This is a genomic window from Polymorphobacter fuscus, from assembly GCF_011927825.1.
Classification (GTDB): Bacteria; Pseudomonadota; Alphaproteobacteria; order Sphingomonadales; family Sphingomonadaceae; genus Sandarakinorhabdus; species Sandarakinorhabdus fusca.
Genome location: NZ_JAATJI010000001.1, coordinates 1401664 through 1425001 on the forward strand (window position 1 = coordinate 1401664; position 23338 = coordinate 1425001).

Sequence of the window (23338 nt, forward strand, 5' to 3'; positions counted from 1 at the left end):
TCCGGCGCTCAGGCTGGCGTCAACGCCAGCCTGCCATCGCCCTCATCGACGTTGACCGTCGATCCGTCCGCCACCGCGCCCGACAGGATCAGTTCCGCCAGCGGGTCCTGCAGATGCTTCTGCACGGTCCGTTTCAACGGCCGCGCGCCATAGACCGGATCATATCCCACACGCGCCAGCCAGCGCCGTGCGGCATCGGTCAGGTTGAGCGTCACCTTGCGATCCTTCAGCAGCGCCTGGACGCGCAGCACCTGCAGGTCGACGATCGGCGCCATGGCGCTGACCCCCAGCCGCTGGAACAGCACGATTTCATCGAGCCGGTTGAGGAATTCGGGCCGGAAATGCCCGCGCACCACTTCCATCACCTGCGCCTCGGCATCGGCGACCGGCTGATCGTCGCGCAGCGCGGCAATATACTGGCTGCCCAGGTTCGACGTCAGGATGATGATCGTGTTGGTGAAGTCCACCGTCCGCCCCTGGCCGTCGGTCAGCCGGCCATCGTCGAGCACCTGCAGCAGGATGTTGAAGACATCGCCGTGCGCCTTTTCGACCTCGTCGAACAGCACGACCTGGTACGGCCGCCGCCGCACCGCCTCGGTCAGCACCCCCCCCTCTTCATAGCCGACATAGCCGGGAGGCGCCCCGACCAGCCGCGCCACGGCGTGCTTTTCCATATATTCCGACATGTCGATGCGGACCATGGCGCGCGGGTCGTCGAACAGGAAGTTCGCCAGCGCCTTGGTCAATTCGGTCTTGCCGACGCCCGTCGGCCCCAGGAACAGGAAGCTGCCGAGCGGCCGGTTGGGGTCCTGCAACCCGGCCCGCGCCCGCCGCACCGCCGATGACACGGCATGGACCGCCGCCGACTGGCCGATGACCTGGGCGGACAATATGTCCTCCATCTTCATCAGCTTGTCGCGCTCGCCCTCCAGCATCCGGTCGACGGGAATGCCGGTCCAGCGCGACACCACCGCCGCGATATCGTCGCCGGTCACTTCCTCGCGTGTCATAGCATTCGCCGTCGCACTTTCGGCTTCGGCAAGCTGGCGTTCCAGATCGGGAATGCGGCCATAGGTGATCTCGCCGGCCTTGGCATAATCCCCGCCGCGCTGCGCCTGCTCGACCTCGAGCCGCGCGGCATCGAGCTTTTCCTTGATCTGCGTCGCCGCCGCCATCTTGTCGCGCTCGCCCTGCCAGCGCAGCGTCAGGGCGCGCGATTGTTCCTCCAGGTCGGCCAGCTCGCCGCGCAGCGCCGCCAGCCGGTCCTTCGACGCGGTATCGGTCTCGCGCGCCAGCGCACCTTCCTCGATCTTCAGCTGGACGATCCGCCGGTCGAGATTCTCGATCTCCTCGGGCTTGGATTCGACCTCCATGCGCAGGCGCGACGCCGCTTCGTCCATCAGGTCGATGGCTTTGTCGGGCAGGAAGCGATCGGAAATATAGCGGTTGCTCAGCGTCGCCGCCGCCACGATCGCGCCATCGGTGATGCGCACGCCATGGTGAAGCTCGTACTTCTCCTTCAACCCGCGCAGGATCGAGACGGTGTCCTCGACGGTCGGTTCGCCGACCATCACCGGCTGGAACCGCCGTTCGAGCGCTGCGTCCTTTTCGACATATTTGCGATATTCGTTGAGCGTCGTCGCGCCGATGCAATGAAGTTCGCCACGCGCCAGCGCCGGCTTCAGCAGGTTCGATGCATCCATCGAACCTTCCGACGCCCCGGCCCCGACCAGCGTGTGCATCTCGTCGATGAACAGCACCACGTCGCTGCCTTCGGCGCGCACCTCGTCGAGCACGCCTTTCAGCCGCTCCTCGAACTCGCCGCGATATTTGGCACCGGCGATCAACGCGCCCATGTCGAGCGACATCAGCCGCTTGTCCTTCAGGCCATCGGGAACGTCGCCATTGGCGATGCGCAGTGCCAGGCCTTCGACCACCGCGGTCTTGCCGACCCCGGGTTCGCCGATCAGCACCGGATTGTTTTTGGTGCGCCGCGCCAGCACCTGGATCGTGCGGCGAATCTCCTCGTCGCGGCCGATGACCGGATCGAGCTTGCCATCACGCGCCGCCTGGGTCAGGTCGCGGGCATATTTGGACAGCGCGTCGAACTGGGCTTCGGCGCCGGCACTGTCGGCGCTGCGGCCCTTGCGCACGCTTTCGATGGCCGTGTTGAGCGCCTGCGCGGTGACACCGGCCGCCGCCAGCGCCTTGCCGGCGGCGGTCGTTGTCGCCAGCGTCAGCGCCACCAACAGCCGCTCGACGGTCACGAACGAATCCTTCGCCTTGGTGGCGATGGCTTCGGCGCTGTCGAGCACGCGCACCGTGTCATTGTCCCAGCTGATGTTCTGGGCGCCGGCGCCCGATACCTGCGCGATCTTGGCAAGCGCCTGGTCGGTCATCTGCATCGCCGTCGCAGGGCTGCCGCCGGCGGCGCGGATGAGGTTGGACGCCATGCCCTCCTCATCCTCCAGCAACGCCTTCAGCACATGTTCCGGCGCCACCCGCTGGTGGTTGTTGCGGATCGCCACGGTTTGCGCCGACTGGAGAAACCCCTTGGCGCGATCGGTGAATTTTTCGATGTTCATGGGTCTGGGAACTCCGTTCGGCCCCGATATGGTGTGGCAATTGCACAACACAAGAGTGGCTTGCCTCGGGGCGCGGCGGCTCCGCGCCGCCTCACCGCCGCAACGAGAATCGCACCTTGCGATCGTGGAAATCGAGCGAGACGCGCTTGAACGCCTTCAACAGATCGCTGCCCAGGAACAGCGCCGGCTGGTTGGCGAGACCGAACAGCGCGAACGGCGGCGCATCGGCGAAGGCGACGGTGACATTGTCGAGATAGATGCCGCCGATGCGGATGCGCGGCACCGTCACCGCCTCGGCCAACAGTGTCTGCCCGGTCACGCTGACCAGCGTCACCACCCGGTCCTCGCGGCGCGCCGACTCGCCGAGCAGCTTGCGGCGCAGCGCCATGTTGCCCAGCGTCACTTCCGAGCCCGTGTCGATGACCGCGCTCAACCGCTGGTTGTCGATGCTGGCCTGGGTGATGATCAGCTGGCCCTTGCGCAGCCGCGCCGTCACCACGACGTCGGCGGCCTCGCGCGGCGGCAACGGCGTGCGCGAATCCTGCACGGTGATCGTGCGCGCGTCGAAATCGAGCAGCAACCGCTGGTCGGCGAGCGCGTCGATGCCGATCAGCCCCTGCGCCCCCAGGTCACGCTCGCTGAGCGCCGGCGCGCGGATCGGCCCGACTTCGGACCGGCCGATCAGCAGCCGGTCGATCGTCACGCTGGCCACCACCGCGGTGCCGGCCATGCCCTGCACCCGCAGCGCATCCTCCACCGGCAGGTCGAGCTGGGCCGCCAGGGCCGCACCCACCACGGATCGGTCGGCACCGCTGTCGACAAGGAAGCGGAACGGCCCCTGGTCGTTGATCCGCACATCGATGAACAGCCGGTTGCGTCGCTGCTCGGCGTCGATCTCCTCGCCGCTGATTTCCAGATTGTCGTCGATCGTCGCGTTGGGGATGACCGGTGGCAGTTGCCGGGCGGCCGCAGGTGTCGCCCCGATGACGATCAGACACAGAAACAGACGCAACATGCGCGCTTCGATGCGTCAGTCGTGTCGCCGGTGCAAGTCAGACCCACTTCAACGCGGGTGCGCTGCCCGCCACTCGGTCACGCCGGCCAGCATTTCCTCGACATGATGCTGCGCCGACAGGTTCGAATAAACCGTGCTGATGCGGCCATCGGTGCCGATGACATAGGAGGTGCGGTTGGAATGGCCCGGGAACAGCGCCATCGTCGCGTCATAGGCCTTGGCGATCCTCAGCTTGGGGTCGCCGGCGACCGGGAATTTCGACCGGCATTCGGACTTGGAAAATTCGGCGATGCGATCGATGTTGCCGGCGGTGACGCCGATCAGCGTGGCGCCCATCCTGTTGAACTTGTCGGCGGCTTCGGCGAAATTATGCGCCTCGATGGTGCAGCCCGAAGTGAAGGCGGCGGGAAAGAAATACAGCACCACCGGGCCCTTTTTCAACGCTTCGGCGAGATGGAATTTGAACGGCGCGCCGCCCAGCGCGCCTTCGGCACGAAAATCCGGCGCCGGCGCACCCACGGCAAGCGCGGCCATCGCCGGCGTGGCCGCCAACGCAGCCACGGCAAATGCGGCGGCAACAATTTTGGTCAGCGTCATGGTTCGTCCCCTTTGTCCGGCGTGGCGGCGACCATGGCGCGGGGTCGGCGCTTTGGCCAGCCCTGCCCCGCGCGTGCGACGCTCTGGCGTTTCGCCGGGTCACCGCCTAAATGTTGCCGGCAGCCATTGGAGCCTCGCCATGACCGGAACCGTCATCACCGCCGCCCGCCGCACGCCCGTCGGCAGCTTCATGGGCGCCTTCGCCAATGTGCCCGCGCATGAACTCGGCCGCACCGTCATCGCCGCCGTGCTCGCCGATGCCGGCGTATCGGCCGACGAAATCGACGAGGTCATCCTCGGCCAGGTGCTGACCGCCGGCCATGGCCAGAACCCGGCGCGCCAGGCCAGCATCGCCGCCGGCGTATCCGAATCGACCCCGGCCTGGGGCGTCAACCAGGTCTGCGGGTCGGGGCTCCGCGCCGTCGCGCTCGCGTCGCAGGCGATCCAGTCGGGCGATGCCGAAATCATCGTCGCCGGCGGCCAGGAATCGATGAGCCTCGCCATGCACGCCCAGAATTTGCGCGCCGGCACCAAGATGGGCGCCATCGAGCTCGTCGACACGATGATCAAGGACGGACTGTGGGACGCCTTCAACGGCTATCACATGGGCATTACTGCCGAAAATGTGGCGGAACGCTACCAGATCGGCCGTGCCGCGCAGGACGCGTTTGCCGTTGCCAGCCAGAACAAGGCGAGCGCCGCACGCAGCGAAGGCCGTTTTGCCGGCCAGATCGCTCCGGTGACGGTCAAGGGCCGCAAGGGCGACACCATCGTCGATACCGACGAATATATCCGTGACGGCGTCACCATCGACAGCGTCAGCGGCCTGCGGGGCGCCTTCAAGAAGGACGGCAGCGTCACCGCCGCCAATGCCTCGGGCCTCAACGATGGCGCCGCGGCGCTGGTGGTGATGAGCGAGGCGGCCGCTGCCCGTCGCAACACGCCGGTGCTGGCCCGGATCGCCAGCTGGGCCTCCGTCGGCGTCGATCCCGCCTATATGGGCATCGGCCCGGTTCCGGCGTCGAAGAAGGCGCTCGAAAAGGCCGGCTGGAGTGTCGGCGATCTCGACCTCATCGAAGCCAACGAAGCCTTTGCCGCACAGGCATTGGCGGTCGGGCAAGAGCTCGGGCTCGACCCGGCCAAGGTCAACGTCAACGGCGGGGCCATCGCCATCGGCCACCCGATCGGCGCCTCGGGCGCGCGCGTGCTGACGACGCTGATCCACGAAATGATCCGCCGCGACGTCCGCCGCGGGCTTGCGACCCTGTGCATCGGCGGCGGCATGGGGATCGCGATCTGCGTCGAACGCTGACGGCCGCGCCGCCATGACGCCGGCCCGGCCGAAGGAGGATGACGCGCCACTCGCCCGGCTGTTGTCGGGCGGCGCCCACAACCGGCTGCTCATCCTCGGCGATCCGCCGGCCGGGCTGGCGCTCGGCGATACCAGCCCGTTCGACCAGGTCGGGCGCATCCTGCTGCCGGATCAGGCCTCGACGGCGTTCGCTGGCTTGCCCCACGCCGTCGCCGCGCCCCGGTGCCTGCCCTTCGTCGAGGCGCTGTTCGACCGGCTGCTGGTCACCACCCCGCTCCCCGCCGCCGACGCCCGCGCCGAACTGCGCGAACTCTGGCGCATCCTCTGCCCCGCCGCGCTGATCGTGTTCGTCGTGAAGGCGCGCCGCCCCTGGCAACTCGCATCGCCCGGCTGGCTGGAGGACGACCTGCGATCGCAGCTCGAAGACGCCATGTTCGAACCACTTGATTGGCGCATCGAAACCATCCCCGACCGCCACCACCTCATCCTCGCCGGCAAAACCGACGGCCTCCGCCCCGCCCCCATCGGCACCGCCCAGATCACGCAGACCGCAACGGCCTGAAGGCCACCCCGCCGCCACAGGGCACGGCCTTTGTCAGGGCGGTCACACCTTACGCACTTTCAGTGCTTTTTTGCCTTTTTATCAATATGATAGAAGGCGTATTTTACCATGAGAAAGCACGGAAAATCACCCGAATCGACTCAAAAACTTCGCAACTTCAACGCCTTGAAATCCAAAAGCGATAGTTATCCACAGGCAAATAAATCTGTCATCGTCGGCAACCCATTTGCTTCCGTGTTCGGAGACGATGCTATGGATAACGCACGTTCTAAAAGAATTGGTCGTACAACTGGAAAGTCCAAACATAGATCTATGTTTGGCGAACTCTTGCGTCAAGCGCAAATACCTGTCGATAAACAAAAAATCAGCGTTCCGGCGAAACCCGTTGAATCGATCTTTTGGGACAGTGAGTTGCCGGGATTCGGCGTTCGCGCCTATGCGACCGGCCGCCGGGTGTATTTCGTGCAGTACCGCGAGCGCGGGAGGACAAGGCGGCGGACGATCGCGGCGGTGGAGGAGATCGAGGCTCGCACCGCACGTCGCCGCGCCCGCAAAATCCTGAGTGAGGTCTCTATCGGCCTCGGGGTGGAAGATCCGTTCAAGGTCGTCACCGATACGAGCGCAATGCGCTTTGCAGACCTCGTTCCGCTCTATCTTGCCGCTGAGGAGCGGCGCTGGAAGGAATCAACCCGCAGAACCACCCGCAGGATGATCGACAAAATCTTCGTTCCCGAGTTCGGCGCGACCGCCGTCTGCGACATCAATCGCGAAATGGTGCTCAACTGGTTCGACAATATGAGCGATCGACCAGGTCTCGCCAACCGTGGCATGCCGGTGCTGTCAGGTATGATGAAATTTGCCGAGACGCTGAAACTGCGCCCGCGCCAATCGAACCCGTGCCGCAACATCACGCGGTACAAGGCAAACAACCGCATTCGCTTCCTCTCGATCGACGAGCTGGCACGGCTTGGCGAAACGCTTGATCACTTCGAGGACGAGCACCCCGAGGCCTGCAACGTCATTCGGCTGCTGCTGCTAACTGGCGCCCGTTCGGACGAAATCGAGGGGTTGGAGCCTGATGAGGTCGATGATGGGTTCTTCCATTTGAAGGACAGCAAAACCGGGCCGCGACCCGTCTACATCGGCACGGCAACCCAGGCCGTCATCAATCGCGTGCCGATCAACCAGAGGGCACCTTGGATATTCAAAAAGGCCGATAGCTCCGAGCATTTTGAAATGCCGCAGTTCGTCTGGAATGCCATCCGAAAGCGGGCGAGGCTGGAGGACTTCCGGCTTCACGACCTTCGGCACACCTTCGCCAGCTATGCTGTCATGAACGGTGTCAGCATGCCGACGATCAGCCGGTTGTTGGGCCACGGCGTTCTCGAAAGCACCGAGCGCTATGCTCACCTCAGCGATAGCAGCGTGCGCGCCGCTGCCGGCCGCGTCGTAGGCCATATGGCCCGCGCCACCGGCTTTGAAGCGAAGGGAGCCGGCAAATGAGCGAACTGCTATTCCCGCCGGCGACCAAGCTCGCCACCCGCCGCTTCCCGCGCCGCGACCTCTACCCGCTAATCAAGGATGACCGCGTTGTCTGGGACCAGACGCTACCGGGCTTTGGCCTGCGCTTTCACGCCAGTGGCCGGCGCACCTGGATCGTCTTCACACGTATCCGGGGTGTCGTCAGCAAGATCCATCTTGGCAACGCCGCTGTCGTCACCGAGGCGGAGGCGCGCGGCAAGGCGCAGCTGCTGATCCTTGAAGCAAAGGTGCGGCGCGACCCGTTGGCACGGCGCAAGCAGGCGCGCGCGACACCGCAGTTCCACGAGTTTTGCGCGACGTACTGGCGGCGATGGGCGGTCAAATGGAAGCCGCGCACGATCAAGGCGAACGACGTTTATCGCGACACCCAGCTCTTGCCGACATTCGGTAAGCTGTTCCTCGACCAGATCGACGAGGAGGTCGTGCTGGCATGGTTCGTCAAATACACCGAGACATCACCGGGCGGCGCCAACCGGGCACTCGGCATGCTGTCGCACATGTTCCGCAAAGCCGAAGACTGGGGCGTGCTGCCACCGCATTCGAACCCATGCCCGGCGATCAAGCATAACCCTCGCCGCAAATTTGAACGGTATCTTAGCGAGGCTGAACTCAAGCGCGTCGGCGCCACGCTCGACAAGTTGGAGAAAACGAAGCCGTTGCATGTCGGCGCGATCAGGATGTTCCTGTACACCGGATGCCGACGCAACGAGATCCTCAGCTTGCGATGGGAGGATGTCGTCGGGCGCTACATGCACCTTTACGACAGCAAGACCGGCCCCCGGCAGATCGACCTTGCTGATGCCGCCCAGGAGACGTTGCGACGCATACCGCGCCTTCGCGGCAACCCTTGGGTCTTTCCGGCACGCTGCAGGAAGGACGGGCACACGAAATCGGTTATCAACTTTTGGCGCAAGGAGGTCCTGGCGCCGAACGGCATTCCGCCGCTTCGCCTCCATGACATCCGCCATACCTTCGCCAGCCACGCGGCGTTGGAAAGCGAGAACACGCCAACCATCGCCAGGCTGCTCGGTCACAGCCGCGTCAGAAACTCGGAGCGCTACATGCATCTCGGCGACAAGCCGGCCATCGAGGCGGCCGAAGTGGTAAGCGGGTTCCTCGCAGCAGCACTGGCCGGCAAGCCGATTCCGTTCGCCAATGAGGGTCGGCCTTTTACCCGGTGACGCGCATGGGCAGCGGCCGGCGACACAACCCGGCCGCTGCTTTACCTATGCCCGTTGACATTCGCACCTTAAAAGGTGCATTGCAGGATATAAGGTACACATGGTCATGGATGTGCCGCAACGGATCGAGGTCGTCTTTTACCGTTCGATGTCGGGCAACGAGCCCGTCCGCGAATGGCTGATCGATCTCCCCGAAGCCAACCGGCGCGCGGTCGGGCAAGACCTTCAGCGCGTCCAATATCGCTGGCCGGTCGGAATGCCGCTGGTCAGGCCGATGGGCAAAGGGCTGTTCGAGGTTCGAACGCCACTGCCCGACGGAACGACGGCACGGGTTTTGTTCTGCTTTCACGGCGGCGAAATCTACGCGCTCCACGCCTTCATCAAGAAGGCCCAGAAAACACCGGCGCCGGACCTGGAAACGGCCCGCAAACGTCAGAAGGAGGTTGAAAATGGCTGACAACAAACACCGCGGCTCGACCCTCGACAGCTTCCTCGAAAACGAAGGTGTGCTGGCGGAATTTCAGGCGAAGGCAATCAAGGAGGTCATTGCCTGGCAGCTTGCCGACGCGATGAGGGAGAGGGGCCTGACCAAGACGCGCTTGGCGGCGCTGATGCACACGAGCCGCACGCAGGTCGACCGGGTGCTGGACCCGAATGACGGGAATGTGACGATCGAGACGTTGCAGAGGGCTGCGGCAATTGTAGGCCGGAGGGTGCAACTTGAGCTACTTTAGAGCGCCAACGGCAGAATCTTGATCTCGAGCCAAGCTCCGCAAGCGAGCGCGTGCGCGATGGTTACCCACCTCAGCGTAGCTGCTGGATGGCGGCCTTGACCGCGTCCGTCCCGCAGGCGTGCGCGAATTCCATTTCGAGGCGAAGCCTCACTTTGGACGTGAGCCGATCCAACGTAAGCCCCGAGCTTCGCGGATGCTTCCGTACTTCAGCGAGCAGCCAGCCCACGACTTCTTCGAACTTCAGCGTCGCCGCCAGCATCTCGTCGATGTGCAGCACGCTGACCCGAAGCAGGTTCACGACCGCTATCGCCAGTTCGAAGGTAAGCGGTATCCCTGAAATCGTGTGGAAGTCGAGGTGTGCAGCTGCGTTGGAGCTTTGGCCCAGAAGCGGTTCAGGGTCGTGGCGTTTGCCGCGATGTACGACTTAAGTGCCGGATGCGGCTTGTCGTTGAGGTGCGCGTAGTGGTTCCGTAGCAATCTGAAGAGACCAATCGTCCGAAAGTACGCCGCAGTGGCCTTCGCACCTGACCACGCCTCGATCTTGAGGCGGAGCTGTTCTTCCTCTGCGTCATTGCTGATCGCATCGGCGTTCGTCGATGCAAGGGCGGCCCGGAAGGTCTGCATCTCCTCTAGGCAGGCAAGGACGTGCTCTACGCTCGCGATGACGCCCATCTTCAACGCAACCTGCTCGGCGTCCGAGGAGAACTGCGGGAGATCGCCGACCCTTCGATAGATTCGGTTGGAGAAAGGGTTCGCCGCGAAAACCGCCGGCGTAAAGTCCTTCGGACTCTGGGCTGCCACGCCGGACAAAATCCTGTCGAATTCCCATTGCCTGAGTGCCGAGAAGCAAATCTGATCGCCGACGTCGATCAACCGCAACAGGAACCGTGAGGCCACAGGGGTCTTCGGCATCACTGCCTGGTGTCCACTAAGCTCGCTTCTATCCGTCACTGCCCTTCGATCGTGAACTGACCAGTAACTCCGGGGAATGCAGCGCCGTCCTTCTCGCGCCACACAAATCGCACCGTGAGCGACAGACTCAATTTTTGGGCAATGTAGCAGGCTGCCTTCCATGCGCCATTAGCGTCCTGACCCTGCACAGAGAGCTTCAGGTCAGTGAGGTGGCGGTAGCCCTCGTCGGTCTTCTGCCCTTCAACATACGGAATGATAACAAGCTGCTTCAGCTCCGCCACGGTATTGGATTTCGACTTGGCGATTTTGACGGCAGCGTTGAGCAGGCCGTTCCAGTTGATCTGCCCATGGTCCAAGGACCGCCCGGCGAACTCGACAGCCAGGACCTTGGTATGGGTGAGCGAGGGAGGCGACAGCGGATTGAACTGGCGCACCTGACCCCCGGCGCCGTCTCCCGTCGACCGCGCAGGTGCGCCGTCTTTGCCTTCGTAGAAATCGATAAGCCGGCCGATCACTGTCTCGATGCTGTCGACGAGGGGAACTGCGTGAGATTGCAGGCGGGCGAAGGTCTGGGGTGATAGTTCAACTGCGAGAGTCATGACGTTCGCCTCATCTCCATGTTGCCGGTAAACGGTGAATACGGAGAATACGGGGAATACGCAAGATACGAAATCTAGGTTGATCGGCTGTCGGACTGCCATGCAGCGCGGAGCTCATGATAGGCGAACGTCCAATCTCTGTCGGGGATCGCCTTGCGGACACCCGAAACGGCAGCTCATCACGTTCTTGGGATTTTAGTCCGGCACCGATAAGTGGTGTCGCACCAAGTACGGCTTAATTTCATCGGGGAGCGACTTTCCTGGACTAACCATGCCTAAAGCGGTCAACGCGTGCGCGATAGCGCCATGAGGGTCGATGTCGCTATCGTCCAAAGTGGCAAGAGGATCACGGTCTGCGTGCTTCAAGAAGTTGTACGGCTGTATGATGTAGTTGAGTAACTGTCGCCGCTCCGCGGCCGTCAACCCGATGATCAAGTCAGACGCATTGGTCACTTCGCCAACCTTGATGCCGCAGGCAACTCGCTCGACCAAAGCATCCATGCCTGGGTTGGTGGGGAGCATAACTGGTTCCCCGTTCACACGCGCGGAGGCCACCGTGAAGGCGCCGATTCTGAGGACCTGGTCCACATAGTCTTGGCCAGCTTTATCAATCAGATCGCGCAGGATACTAAGGGCTGACGCTGCCACGACGTGAATCGCCAGAGGATCTTCGCCACGCTCAGCCATCATAATCGCACTTATTACCATGCGTTCGGCTGCACCTGCTTTGTCAATCGCCGCCATACGCCCTCCCAGAATGGCCCCTCGCCCTCGCAAAACCGTCTCTTGTTTCTCTCTCCCGTTCGGTTCATGCTACGACGAGTTCTCGGAGTATTTCTTGGTGTTCGTTGGCTATGCACGCCCTTCAAACCGCGATCAATCGTCAGGTGTCCAGCTCAACGCTTTGATGGCAGCGGGTTGTGCGACCGTCTTCGTGGAAAAGGTGTCAGGTGCCCAGAGAGACAGGCCTGAGCTGAAGGCTGCTCTTCAATCGACCCAGAGCGGCGACACGCTGGTCGTTTGGAAGCTTGACCGACTGGCGCGTTCAGTCCGTCAGCTGGTCGAAACGCTAGCCGATCTCCGACGACGTCACGTGGGCTTAAAGGTTCTAACTCAGGAACTGGACACCGATACAGCGCATGGGGAGCTAATCTTTCGCGTCTTCGAGACAGTGGGCGAGTTTGAACGGGAGCTCAATTTAGAGCGCTCGTATGCAGGACTAGCCGTTGCCAAGGCCCTCGGCCGCCGTGGCGGCCGAAAACCAGCAATGGGGCCAGCGGAAATCAAGCGCGCAAAAGCGATGCTTATGGACTTGAGCGTCACGGTGGAGGAAGTCGCCCGGCAAATGGGCGTGCAACCCTCAACCCTTTATCGTCATATTCCTGGCGGGCGTAGTTCGCTTGCTCAGATTGCTGGTGGCTGAGGCGGGTTCCATGCGCTACGGCGAAAACGGGGGCAAAGGACTTTGAGTCTTAGTGAAAGAGATATTTGCACGAAGCTGATCACCCCCGCGGTGGTTGCGGCTGGCTGGAATCTGAACACGCAGCTTCGAGAAGAGGTTACGTTAACGGATGGACGGGTCATCGTACGTGGTAAGCTGTCCACGCGCGGACGACAGCTCCGAGCCGATTATGTTCTCTATCATCGTGCAAATGTCCCGCTGGCAGTGATTGAGGCCAAAGATGCCTCTCACAGCCCGGCAGCAGGCATCCAGCAGGCCTTGAGCTATGCCGAGATGCTCGACGTCCCATTCGTCTTCTCGTCGAACGGCTCGCGCTTCGTTTTCCACGATAGGACCGCGACGACTGGCCAGCTTGAACGCGAAATTGAGATGGATGCCTTCCCGAGCCCAGCGTTGCTCTGGGCAAAGTATCAAGCATGGAAAGGCCTCGACTCCGAAGCCGCTCAGCTTGTTGAGCAGAGTTACCATGCAGCCGCGGACGGAAAGTCTCCACGCTACTATCAAGCTACGGCCGTTAATCGAGCCGTCACGGCCGTTGCTCGCGGCCAAAATCGAGTTTTGCTAGTTATGGCGACCGGCACCGGCAAGACTTACACAGCTTTTCAGATTATTTGGCGACTTTGGAAGGCCCGAGCCAAAAAACGCATTCTGTTTCTGGCCGACAGGAACATTCTGGTTGACCAAACCAAAGGCAACGACTTCACGCCTTTTGGCGGAGCCATGACGAAGATCGCGAATCGGCAAGTCGACAAGTCGTATGAGATTTATCTCGCCCTCTATCAAGCGGTGTCGGGCACTACCGACGAGCAGAATATCTACAAACAGTTTTCTCCGGATTTCTTTGACTTAATAGTTGTTGATGAGTGCCATCGTGGAAGCGCCGCAGAAGACTCGGGCTGGCGGGAAATTCTTAACTACTACGGCAGCGCAACGCAGATCGGAATGACAGCGACACCCAGGGAAACTGCTGATGTCTCAAATACGGAATATTTTGGGGAACCGATCTACGTCTATTCGCTGCGCCAAGGCATTGAAGATGGATTTTTAGCGCCATATAAGGTCATTCGCTACGATCTGGACCTGGACTTGACGGGCTACCGTCCCCAGGCTGGAACGATCGATCGCTTTGGGCACGAGGTAAAAGATCGTATCTACGTCCAGAGTGATGTCGATACTAAGGTCGTCTTCGACCCTCGAACGAAACTGGTAGCAGAGAAGATAACAGAGTTTCTCAAGGGGAACGATCGGTTCGGAAAGACCATAGTATTCTGTGAAGATACCGAGCATGCAGACCGCATGCGACACGAACTGGCCAACGCGAATGCGGACCTTGTTGCAGACAATCATCGCTACGTAGTTAGAATGACGGGTGACGATCCCTCTGGTACAGCCGAGCTTGATAACTTTATTGATCCATACTCCATTTATCCAGTGATCGCCACGACCTCGAAACTTTTGACGACTGGTGTCGACGTCAAGACGTGCAAACTGATCGTCCTTGACCAGAGAATTCAATCGATGACCGAGTTTAAGCAAATAATAGGGCGCGGCACTCGAATTGATGAGGAACACGGGAAGCGGTTCTTCACGATAATGGATTTCAAGCGCGCAACAGAGCTATTCGCGGACCCCGGCTTTGATGGCGATCCGGTACAGATCTTCGAGCCTGCGCTTGGCAGCGATTTGGAAGATCTCGAATCTGGGAATGATCGCGGCGATCCAGCTGCTGGTGAAATAGAAAAACAGGAAAACTCTCTCCAGCCACGCAAATATTACATCGACGGGGTCGAGGTTGAGGTCCTGGCACGCCGTGTCCAGTACCTGGACGAGGGGGGCAAGCTGATCACGGAGGCCCTAAGCGCCTACGTCAAAAGGAAGCTACGAGATAAGTACCTGACCTTGGGGAATTTTCTTGCTCGATGGTCCGAGGCTGATCGCAAACAGGCCGTCCTCAATGAAGTGGAGGAGTTAGGTATTCCGCTGGAGGCGCTCCGCGAGGAAGCGCCCGAAGGCGCGCGATACGACGCGTTTGACCTGGTCTGCCACATTGCATTTGACCAGCCACTCCTGACCCGCAAGGAGAGAGCGGCTCGTGTGCGAGATCGAGGCCCCTTCGCTACATACAGCGAGAGTGCCCGCGCGGTCCTCTACGCGCTCCTCGACAAGTACGCCGACGATGACGGCGTCGCGCTGGAGAGCGGCAAGATCTTGCACCTGAAGCCCTTCGATCAAATTGGCACTCCGGTCGAGATCATTCGACGGGTCTTTGGGGGCAAAGATCAATATCAAGCTGCGGTCCGCGAGCTTGAATCTCAGATTTACGCGGAGGCCTGATCATGGCGGATGTATCGAGCGCCCTGAAGGCAATTCAGGACACCATGCGAAAAGATGCTGGCGTGGACGGTGACGCACAGCGGATTGGGCAACTAGTCTGGATGTTTTTCCTAAAGATCTTCGACGACCGTGAAGAGGAGCTTGCGCTTCTTGACGACGACTACTGCTCACCCATGCCCTCTGCGCTTCGATGGTCCGCATGGGCTGCTAACCCTGAGGGCATAACGGGCGACGAGTTGCTGTCGTTCATAAATGAGAAGCTGTTCCCCGGTTTGAAAAATATCAGCCTTGATGTGCCGGAGCGTGCGCGCGCTCTTGTGGTTCACGGCGTTTTTCAGGACGCAATAAACTATATGAAGTCGGGGACATTGATTCGTCAGGTTATTAACAAGATCAATGGGATAGACTTTAACAACCTGGGCGATAGACATACCTTTGGTGACGTGTACGAGCAGATTCTTCGTGATCTTCAGAGTGCGGGTAACGCTGGTGAATTTTACACTCCTCGCGCTTTAACCCAGTTCATGGTCGAAATGCTTGATCCGAAACTCGCGGATATAGTGTTCGATCCCGCTTGCGGCACTGGCGGTTTTCTAGCCTGCGCGGTGGACCACAAAACCGATCTGTATGTGATGGGCGAGAACGACTACGAAGTACTTCAGTCGTCAATTCGGGGTGTCGAAAAGAAAGCTCTGCCACATTTGCTCTGTACCACCAACATGATGCTGCATGGCATTGAAAGCCCCACTAATATCATCAGAGGAAACACGCTTAGTAAACCCATCAAAGACCATCCGCTGAGAAGGAAAGTCGATGTTATTTTAACCAATCCGCCGTTCGGTGGGATTGAAGAAGACGGAATAGAACGCAACGTGTCGCAACTTTACCAGACCCGCGAGACTGCCGATCTGTTTCTGGTTCTGATCATTGAACTCCTAAAAGAAGGCGGGCGCGCTGCCGTCGTGCTCCCGGATGGAACGCTTTTTGGCGAGGGAACGAAGACTCGAATAAAGGAAAAGCTTTTAACCGAATGCAACCTTCATACGATTGTTCGCCTTCCGAACGGCGTATTTAATCCATATACAGGCATAAAGACTAACCTCCTATTCTTTGAGAAGACGGGACCGACTGAGGATGTTTGGTTCTATGAACATCCTTATCCTGATGGGTACAAGAATTACTCAAAAGCGCGTCCGATCCGGCTCGAAGAATTTGGCGCGGAAAAGGCGTGGTGGGGCGAATCAGGGCGTCGTGGCAGGCAACAGACCCCCCGCAGTTGGAAGGTGGGTATCGAGGAGATCAAGGCCCGCGGGTACAACTTGGACATTCCGAATCCATTCAAGCCGGACGCTGATGAGCGCAGCCTAGTTGAACTGACCCATGCATACGATCGGAGCCGGCGCCAGCTAATGGATGCCAACGCAGCCCTACTAGCAGCACTAGGGTCAGCGTTGGGCGAAGCCGGGCAGATGAGGCGATGATAGATGCTCTGCTTGAACGCCTGGGGGCTTTAAGCGGCCTTCCAGGGGCAGGTCTCTACCTTCGCCGGCTTGCTCTGGAGCTAGCTGTCAGCGGCGCGCTGACCCCTGATCGGCCTTCCTATGACGATGTGAGCACAGTCCGACTGGATGAGGTGACTGAGATTCTAACAGGCACGAGCGTAAATGCCGCCGAGAAGGAGCTTCGTTACGCGGGTTTGAGCGAAGGGCTGCCCTACATCGCAACAAAGGATGTGGCGCTTAATACGGGCGTCATCGACTACGAAAACGGCGTCCGCATCCCTGTTGGCGAGCCGGGATTCAAGGTGGCGCCGGCAGGATCAGTCCTGATTTGCGCAGAAGGTGGAAGCGCGGGAAAAAAGGTCGGGCTAGTTGATCGGCCGGTTTGTTTCGGCAACAAACTTTATGCAGTCTTTCCTGGCCCCCTGCTGTCGCCGATGTATCTCAGCTACATTGCAAGAAGCCGGGCATTCTATGAACAGTTCCAAAGTCATATGTCTGGCATCATCGGGGGCGTGTCCCTGAAGAGATTCAAAGAAATCATGATCCATGTTCCTTCGCTGAAGGACCAGCTAACCGCTGTCGAAGCTTTGGGAACGTTGGAGAAAAAGCTCGACGACGTCGAAAATTGTGGCCAACGCGAACGACAGGCCCGGAAGAGTGCGGTGGAAGCCGCAATTGCCTCCCTTGTGCAAGCCGATGACTCGGATGAAGTTGAGCGCGCTTGGGCGCATCTTACAGATCGCTTCGGTTTGTGGTTCGACGATACCGACTCCCTCAAACGGTTTCGTGCTGCCATCATAGACATGGCAATCAAGGGGTCACTCGTTCCAGATGACGGGAATCCTGCGCTGGAGACGACGCTCTCCGCAGTGATCTGTTTCGGCCCCAAGAACGGTTTCTCGCCCAAGCCGGTCCTCGGTCCTACAGACACAAAGACAATGTCCTTGTCAGCAATCACGAAGGGCGTGTTTGACGCCAGCGCTTTCAAGTACGTTCAAGATCGTCCGGCGATTGAGTCTGATCTCTGGGTCCGCCCTAATGACATACTGCTGCAGCGTGCGAACACGATCGAATACGTTGGGGTATCAGCCGTATACACTGGCGAACATGGAGACTTTATTTACCCAGACCTAATCATGCGGATCACGCCTAACCCTGATGTGGACAGCCATTTTCTTCACCTTGCATTATCGTGCACTAGGGCTCGAACACATATGAGAGAACGGGCTAGCGGCACGTCAGGCACAATGCCAAAAATCAATCAGGCGACGGTCCGCTCGATACCTGTACGCCTGCCGTCATTGCTGCAGCAGCGCCGAGTGGTTGCCGCAGTCAGCGATATCATGGCACTTTGCGCGAACGTCGAGCAGAAAATGGAGGAGAGGACCAGAGACGGGCTGGCGCTGCTAGCGGCTTGGGCGAGTAATGGCGGCCCGGGTGACTATCCCGGCGGCACAGATAGCGCTCGTTGGACGGGAGAGGAAAGCTCGGCAATCGATGGTCTAATCGAGCCGAGAGGAGAGACTACGCCAAGCTCTGTTGAAGGCAGCACTTCAAGGCGTCCGCTCGACTTAAGCCTCAAGCACGACGATGACAGAATTTTTGAGGCCGTCCTCGTTTCCGCCGTAGTTGGTGCATTTTTTGATCGATCTGCTGAACCGGTTGGAAATTTCCGTCTTCAGAAAGCGGTTTATTTTGCGCGGCGCCGGATCGGGGACAGCCGGGTCAGCAGTGACTACCTTCGAATGGCTGCTGGTCCTTACAATCCAAAGATGCGCTATTCCGGCGGAATCGCAGTCGCCAAGTCGCAAGGCTGGATCCGAGAAGCGAGAGGCCGATTTGGATTCGGCCATATCAAAGGTGTTAACGCCGATTATGCGAGGGCCGATCGCAAGCTGCAAGCCATTGCCATATGGGTCCGTGACACGTTTGCACTGCGAAAAAATGAAGAATGGGAGCGCTTGGCGACGGTTGATTATGCCGTATGTGCCTTGGGTCACGAGGCTCAGCCGGTCACGCCGAAACGCGTTCTCGCATACATCAGTGATCTTGAGGTCTGGCGCCACAAGGTTGCCAAGTTGGGGTTAACCGAGTTCAGCGTTCAGTCGGCGATGCTCGAACTAAGTCAGTTATTTCCCATCGATGAGAAGGCATCGGTGCGTGTTGACGGGTAAATGGTGTGCAGATGACGATCATGCGGCCTATGACCATCGCAAGATGTTTAATGCTTGGCTTGACAGCGACGACGACGAGGCAAACGACCTCCTGAAGGCGCTGGGCATCGGAAAAGTTGTGGCTCCCAGCAAAGCATTGTTTGCGGGGGATCGCGTCGCATACGGTGAGGAACTTGAGCGCTTTCAGACGCGTAGGTTGGAGTTCGCGCTCGGCTACGGACGCTTAGATGATCACTGGTTTGGAAAAAACCGAGCACACTTTAACGCCCTGCTAGAGCCACTGAAAGTGCAGCACGTAGTGCCCTTCGTCGGGGCAGGAATCTCGTGCGCCGCATCCTTGCCGACATGGACCGCCCACATTTTGCACCAAGCCAAAAGTGCAGGATTTGACGTAACTGTCGTTCTGAGCCGACTGAAAAGAGGTGAGTATGAGGTAATTATAGATGAAATTATTGCATCAAGAGGCCGGGGCCTTTTTCTACAAGAAATGCGTGATGCCTTTGATCACGACGTCACTGACTTCAGTCTTGCCTCAATGGTTGTTCAATTAACCAAAAGCGTTATAGTTACCACTAACTATGATCGTGTCTTAGAGCAAGCATTGCGTTCATTAGGGGAACATTTTCCAGAAATAGTAACTGCTACGGAAGATAACGCCAGAATCATTCGAGCTCAATCAAATGGGCAGCGGGCTCTACTCAAAATTCACGGAGATATTCGCTCGCCGGCTAGTTATATTTTAAGCGGCGCTCAATATGACGATTGCTACGGCGCAGGGGTACCAGACATGAAGCTGGCACTTCCACGGAAGCTTAGACACGTGTTTGAACACGGATCACTCCTCTTCCTTGGCTGCAGACTTGTTGAAGATCGAACCATCAGCGTTTTTGAAAACCTCGTGATGGAGGCCGGCCTCGCGAACGTGCCCCGCCACTTTGCCGTCCTTGAGGCCCCGGCATCGGACGCCGATCTGGTAGCCCGGAACTCTCGCCTAGCTGGACTGAGCATAGACGCCATTTGGTATCCTGAAGGGGCTCATGAGTATGTGCGGCTAATATTAGCAGAGCTACTCGAGCAGCTCAGATCACCAGCTTAATGATGCAAAGCCCCTGAGATTCGTAAGTCTTTGCAGTGCATTTCTGAAGCATGCGTGACCGTCGTAGCCGGAGGCCGCGAGGACTCAACGCTTGGGCGGTCCAACACTTTCGGCTGTCACAGGTGGCTGGTATTCATCCGCCGAAGGCCGTAGTGTCGTCCAGGAGCAGGCCCGTTCTTAAGAGAGCTCGTATGAGCGCACAAGGAAGCGGACGGTGGGCCAGATCACAGTGTTTTCGGGGCCGGAGCTCCGGCGGCGTTGCAACGGCGAACAGCGGCTGCAGATCCTGACAGAGGCGTTCGCGCCCCAGGCTTGCCCGACCGAGGTGGCGCGGCGGCACGAGATCTCGACGGGGCAGCTTTACACTTGGCGCAACAAGCTTGCGGTTGAAGCGGCGCCCGGCTGACAGGAACCCGTGCCTCGCGGACAGAACCAGAATTTCGACCCAGTCCTTGGTGCTGCGATCGCAAACTGAGGTGGCGTGACACGCAGCCAATCGTCCCTGTCTGCAATGCTGGTGGCAGCATTAAGACCGCGCGCACAGCCGGCGCTGTCTGCCCCCAGCGTAGCCAGACCAACAGTGCAACCTATGTGCTTCCTTTTTCGGAACAGAACGGGAAAATAAGCGGATCGGCGACCCAGCGTTCCGACCCACAAAAGCAGTGCGCTTCGCGCTACCCGCTTGAAAGCAGTCCCATTTTCGGGCAAGTAAACGGCGGCAAACGAGCGCTGGAATCCGACCAATTCACGGTCACACCTTACGCACCACACGCGGCAACCGTCTGCCGCTCGGACCTTGTCCTTAACGTGTCGCCAGGATGGCCAGCGTTGCCACAGAGGTCAGCAGCGATGCGACGATTCCGGTGATGTCGCGCGCCAGGTCGAGTTTGTAGAGCGGGTCGATGTCCTTCGGGATGATGATGGTCGAACCCGGCGGGATCACCGTGCCGCCGGTGCGGCTCCAGCCGCCCGATGCGATCGGGGTTGCCGTGCCGTCGGGCAGCACCACGAAAATGCGGCGGCGGTCGGCGGTCGATTGCAGGCCGCCGGTTTCGCGCAAATAGCTCACCAGCGGCTTGTCGGCGGCGAACTGCAACGCGCCCGGGTTGGCGACGTCGCCGAGCGCGAGCACGAAGCTGGGGCGTTTCGGCACGACGATCGCGTCACCGCTTTCCAGCACGGTGTCGAGGTCCGGCCGGCGCGCCAGCACGCGCGGGTCGGCTTCCACCACCACCCGGCCGGGGGATTCGACCGTTGCCAGCTGGGCGATCAGTCGCTGCCCGGCGATGACCGCGTCTCCCGTGGTTTCCTTGCGCGATGATACCGCCAGCAGTGCCGTCGTCAGCTCGCGGCTGGTGCGGCGCAGGCCTTCCTGCTGAAGCTCCTTGACCGATCGGCGCGTGAACACCGTGCCATAGGGATAGGCATAGGGCGACATGCCGCCGGCGCGCTCGATCAGCTGCGACAGCGTTTCGCCGCGCCGGATGGCATAAAGGCCGGGGCGGTTGACTTCACCGGTCAACTGGACGCCGCCGGGTTCGAACTGCGCCTGTGCAGCGTTGAAGCGGATATCGTCGCCGGCGCTGACGGTGATCGCGGCCATCGCCATCGGGTCGGCGCTGACCGGCACGCGCGTCGATGGCCCGCCCGCTGCCGAGGCGCGGTTGACGTCGAGCGTCAGCCCGCTGCTGTTGGTCAGCAACCCTTCGGCGACGCCGGCGACATCGCTGGCGCTGACCGTGCCGGCGACCGGATAGGCTCCCGGACGGCGCACCGCGCCGCCCACGGCGATGGCATGTTCGATCAGCACCGGCAGTAGGTCGGGTTCTTCCTCGAACACGATCGGGCAGGTTGCATCCTCGCGCGCGTCGCGCACCCGCTGGCGCGCTTCGAAATTCTCGCCGCGGCTGAAGGCGAGCCGGTTGCTGGCCAGTTCGGTGTCGCGCCGACGCTGCTCGGCTTCGGCCGCCTCGGCATCGAGCCGCGCCTGGTCCACCGGACGTTCGGTGACAGGCGGCTGATATTGTTCACTCGCCAGCCGCGGCTGCGCTTGTCCATCGGGCTGGCGCAGCGTGCCGTCGGGGTTCCGGTCCTGGTTGCGATCGCGGGTGGCGGGGTCGACGACAAACGTGCCGCGCGTCACCACGTTGAACCGCGCCGACTGGCCCTCCGCCACCAGCGTCTCCAACCGGTCGAGCACCGTGCAATCGCGCAGAATGGGCGGCTGTCCAAGCACGACGCGGCGCACCGGCGCGCTGTTGATGAATTCGATGTCGCTGCGCGAGAACACGTACAGCCGGTCGTCGCTGCGCAGCGACACGCTCGGCCGGTCGGCGAGCGCCGTCGCCAGGTTGATCGGCTCGAACACCCGCGCTGCCGTCATCGGATCGCGGCGGATCAGCACCGCCATCGGCAGATAGGTGTCGGGCCGCAGGTCGGCGACATCGCCGAGCAGGTCGTGCACCGTCGGCGCCGCGCCGATTGCCCGCGCGCCGGGGTTGGAGACATAGCCGCGCAGCTGCACCCGGCCGACGGCACCGCCGGCGCTGCCGCCGGTCACCGCAATGCCATCGCCGGCGACGACGGTCGTCGAAAGCGTCGGCACGCGCAGATACTGCTCGCGCCCGTCGATGCCGATGCGGCTTACGGCAATTGCATTGCCACGCGGCCGCAACGCGCCGCCGGCAAAGCCCAGCACCGTCGCCAGCGAGGCGCCGGGGCGGATTTCATAAATGCCCGGCCGGGCAACCGCGCCCGACACCGCCACCGTATCGCCGATGACCGGCACGATCACCCGGTCGCCATCGCGCAGCCGCACGGACGGCGGGCTGCCTATGCCGAGCAGCCCGTAAAGATCGACGCTGATGCTGCTGCCGCCCCGTACGATGCGGACGTTGCGCAGCGACCCCGATCGCCGCACACCGCCGGCCTGCGCCAGCGCCGCGCTGACATCGGCGAGCGCGGTCAGGTTGTACTGGCCGGGCCGGTCGACTTCACCGCCGACGAACACGGTGACGGCGCGCACCGACCCGAGCGACACGAACACATCCGTGCCCAGCAAAGTGCGCCGCACGGCCGCCTGCAGGTCGCGCTTGACCGCGGCGATCGATCGGCCCGCGGCCGGCACCGGCGGCAACTGCCCGACGATCAGCCGGCCGTCGCGGCCGACACGCGCCGTCTGGCTGTCGTTGGTCGCGCCCTGCAGCTGGACGACGACATCGTCGCCGACGCCGATGATGTAATCGTCACTCACGGCGCCAGTCAGTGGCCCCGGCGACCCGGTCGCGTTGGCGAACAGGTCATAGCCGAACTGGCGCAGGGTCGGATCGCCCAGGCGATCGTGAAATTCGCGCTCCACCGGCGATGGCGTGTAGTAGCGCGTCAGGTTGGCACGGGCGCGGGCCCGGCGCAGTTCCTGCTCTTCGCGCGTATCGATCGGCGATGTCGGCAGCGACGGCGCCGCGGTGCGATAGTCCGATGCTTCGCGCGACCGGTCGACACTGGCATTGGCCGAGCTGTTGCCGCCGAGCTGGCCCTGGACACGCGACAGCACGCTGGGGTCGATTGTCTGTGCGGCGCCGGGGGTGGCAAGAAGCGCGGCGATCGGCAATGCCTGCGCCACAACGGACACCGCCGTCAGCAACGCCGTGCCGCGCCGAACCTTCGTCACCATCAAACCGCCTTCGAAAACCACTAGCGGCGTTTAGGTCGACGCCCGAATATCGTCAACG

20 protein-coding genes are annotated in these 23338 nt (G+C 61.1%); 12 read left to right on the forward strand and 8 right to left on the reverse strand.

The genetic code is table 11. The features are described from left to right. Nucleotides 1–8: 8 nt before the first annotated feature. The 3 genes from clpB to GGQ62_RS06725 form a co-directional block, all read right to left on the reverse strand. Entirely contained in the window at nt 9–2585 is a 2577-nt protein-coding gene (clpB, locus tag GGQ62_RS06715) for an ATP-dependent chaperone ClpB (RefSeq protein ID WP_152579009.1), read from the reverse strand. 91 nt (nt 2586–2676) lie between these two features. Further along, on the reverse strand, nt 2677–3600 hold the full coding sequence (locus GGQ62_RS06720) for an aspartyl protease family protein (protein WP_152579008.1): 924 nt from the start codon (nt 3598–3600) through the stop codon (nt 2677–2679). Nucleotides 3601–3648: 48 nt separating this feature from the next. After that, nucleotides 3649–4197 (reverse strand): peroxiredoxin, encoded by a 549-nt coding sequence (locus GGQ62_RS06725; protein ID WP_152579007.1) that lies wholly within the window; start codon nt 4195–4197, stop codon nt 3649–3651. On the opposite strand from GGQ62_RS06725, the gene GGQ62_RS06730 reads away from it, so the two are divergent. The 6 genes from GGQ62_RS06730 (at nt 4196) to GGQ62_RS06755 (ending at nt 9528) form a co-directional block, all read left to right on the forward strand. Beyond that, on the forward strand, nt 4196–5509 hold the full coding sequence (locus GGQ62_RS06730; protein WP_152579006.1) for an acetyl-CoA C-acetyltransferase: 1314 nt from the start codon (nt 4196–4198) through the stop codon (nt 5507–5509). The two genes, GGQ62_RS06725 and GGQ62_RS06730, sit on opposite strands and share 2 nt — an antisense overlap. A gap of 13 nt (nt 5510–5522) precedes the next feature. Further along, on the forward strand, nt 5523–6071 hold the full coding sequence (locus GGQ62_RS06735; protein WP_152579005.1) for a hypothetical protein: 549 nt from the start codon (nt 5523–5525) through the stop codon (nt 6069–6071). A gap of 108 nt (nt 6072–6179) precedes the next feature. Continuing rightward, nucleotides 6180–7574: a tyrosine-type recombinase/integrase gene (locus GGQ62_RS06740; protein ID WP_152579004.1), complete on the forward strand. Its 1395-nt coding sequence runs from the start codon at nt 6180–6182 to the stop codon at nt 7572–7574. Then, a complete protein-coding gene (locus tag GGQ62_RS06745; protein ID WP_152579003.1) occupies nt 7571–8794 on the forward strand; it encodes a site-specific integrase in 1224 nt (407 codons plus the stop codon). The genes GGQ62_RS06740 and GGQ62_RS06745 overlap by 4 nt, the downstream gene beginning before the upstream one ends. 148 nt (nt 8795–8942) lie before the next feature. Then, on the forward strand, nt 8943–9251 hold the full coding sequence (locus GGQ62_RS06750) for a type II toxin-antitoxin system RelE/ParE family toxin (RefSeq protein WP_243446300.1): 309 nt from the start codon (nt 8943–8945) through the stop codon (nt 9249–9251). Next, entirely contained in the window at nt 9244–9528 is a 285-nt protein-coding gene (locus GGQ62_RS06755) for an XRE family transcriptional regulator (protein WP_152579001.1), read from the forward strand. The genes GGQ62_RS06750 and GGQ62_RS06755 overlap by 8 nt, the downstream gene beginning before the upstream one ends. Before the next feature lie 70 nt (nt 9529–9598). Here the strand turns inward: GGQ62_RS06755 and GGQ62_RS06760 are convergent, their stop codons facing one another. The 4 genes from GGQ62_RS06760 to GGQ62_RS06775 form a co-directional block, all read right to left on the reverse strand. Then, the gene (locus GGQ62_RS06760; protein ID WP_152579000.1) at nt 9599–9826 is read right to left on the reverse strand and encodes a hypothetical protein; all 228 of its coding nucleotides are present in this window, start codon (nt 9824–9826) and stop codon (nt 9599–9601) included. 5 nt (nt 9827–9831) lie between these two features. After that, the gene (locus tag GGQ62_RS06765; protein WP_152578999.1) at nt 9832–10443 is read right to left on the reverse strand and encodes a hypothetical protein; all 612 of its coding nucleotides are present in this window, start codon (nt 10441–10443) and stop codon (nt 9832–9834) included. A 32-nt stretch (nt 10444–10475) separates the two neighbouring features. Then, entirely contained in the window at nt 10476–11039 is a 564-nt protein-coding gene (locus GGQ62_RS06770) for a T4SS efffector SepA family protein (RefSeq protein ID WP_152578998.1), read from the reverse strand. A 195-nt stretch (nt 11040–11234) separates the two neighbouring features. Next, nucleotides 11235–11783 (reverse strand): hypothetical protein, encoded by a 549-nt coding sequence (locus tag GGQ62_RS06775; RefSeq protein WP_152578997.1) that lies wholly within the window; start codon nt 11781–11783, stop codon nt 11235–11237. Nucleotides 11784–11880: 97 nt separating this feature from the next. Here GGQ62_RS06775 and GGQ62_RS06780 point away from each other — a divergent pair, with 97 nt between their 5' ends. The 6 genes from GGQ62_RS06780 to GGQ62_RS16340 all read left to right on the forward strand — a co-directional run bounded on the left by GGQ62_RS06780 (nt 11881) and on the right by GGQ62_RS16340 (nt 20013). Beyond that, a complete protein-coding gene (locus GGQ62_RS06780; protein WP_207790573.1) occupies nt 11881–12462 on the forward strand; it encodes a recombinase family protein in 582 nt (193 codons plus the stop codon). Nucleotides 12463–12504: 42 nt separating this feature from the next. Further along, on the forward strand, nt 12505–14835 hold the full coding sequence (gene hsdR / locus GGQ62_RS06785) for an EcoAI/FtnUII family type I restriction enzme subunit R (RefSeq protein WP_152578995.1): 2331 nt from the start codon (nt 12505–12507) through the stop codon (nt 14833–14835). A gap of 2 nt (nt 14836–14837) precedes the next feature. Further along, nucleotides 14838–16316, forward strand: coding sequence for an N-6 DNA methylase (locus GGQ62_RS06790; protein ID WP_152578994.1), 1479 nt, complete (start codon nt 14838–14840; stop codon nt 16314–16316). Continuing rightward, nucleotides 16313–18511: a restriction endonuclease subunit S gene (locus GGQ62_RS06795; protein WP_152578993.1), complete on the forward strand. Its 2199-nt coding sequence runs from the start codon at nt 16313–16315 to the stop codon at nt 18509–18511. The genes GGQ62_RS06790 and GGQ62_RS06795 overlap by 4 nt, the downstream gene beginning before the upstream one ends. Continuing rightward, a complete protein-coding gene (locus tag GGQ62_RS06800; protein WP_167649509.1) occupies nt 18498–19607 on the forward strand; it encodes an SIR2 family NAD-dependent protein deacylase in 1110 nt (369 codons plus the stop codon). The genes GGQ62_RS06795 and GGQ62_RS06800 overlap by 14 nt, the downstream gene beginning before the upstream one ends. Before the next feature lie 214 nt (nt 19608–19821). After that, nucleotides 19822–20013 carry a transposase gene (locus GGQ62_RS16340; protein WP_152578991.1) on the forward strand — a complete coding sequence of 64 codons (192 nt, stop codon included), beginning with the start codon at nt 19822–19824 and terminating at the stop codon, nt 20011–20013. A 396-nt stretch (nt 20014–20409) separates the two neighbouring features. On the opposite strand, the gene GGQ62_RS06810 is transcribed toward GGQ62_RS16340, so the two are convergent. Then, nucleotides 20410–23280, reverse strand: coding sequence for an SLBB domain-containing protein (locus tag GGQ62_RS06810; protein WP_152578990.1), 2871 nt, complete (start codon nt 23278–23280; stop codon nt 20410–20412). Nucleotides 23281–23338 lie beyond the last annotated feature (58 nt).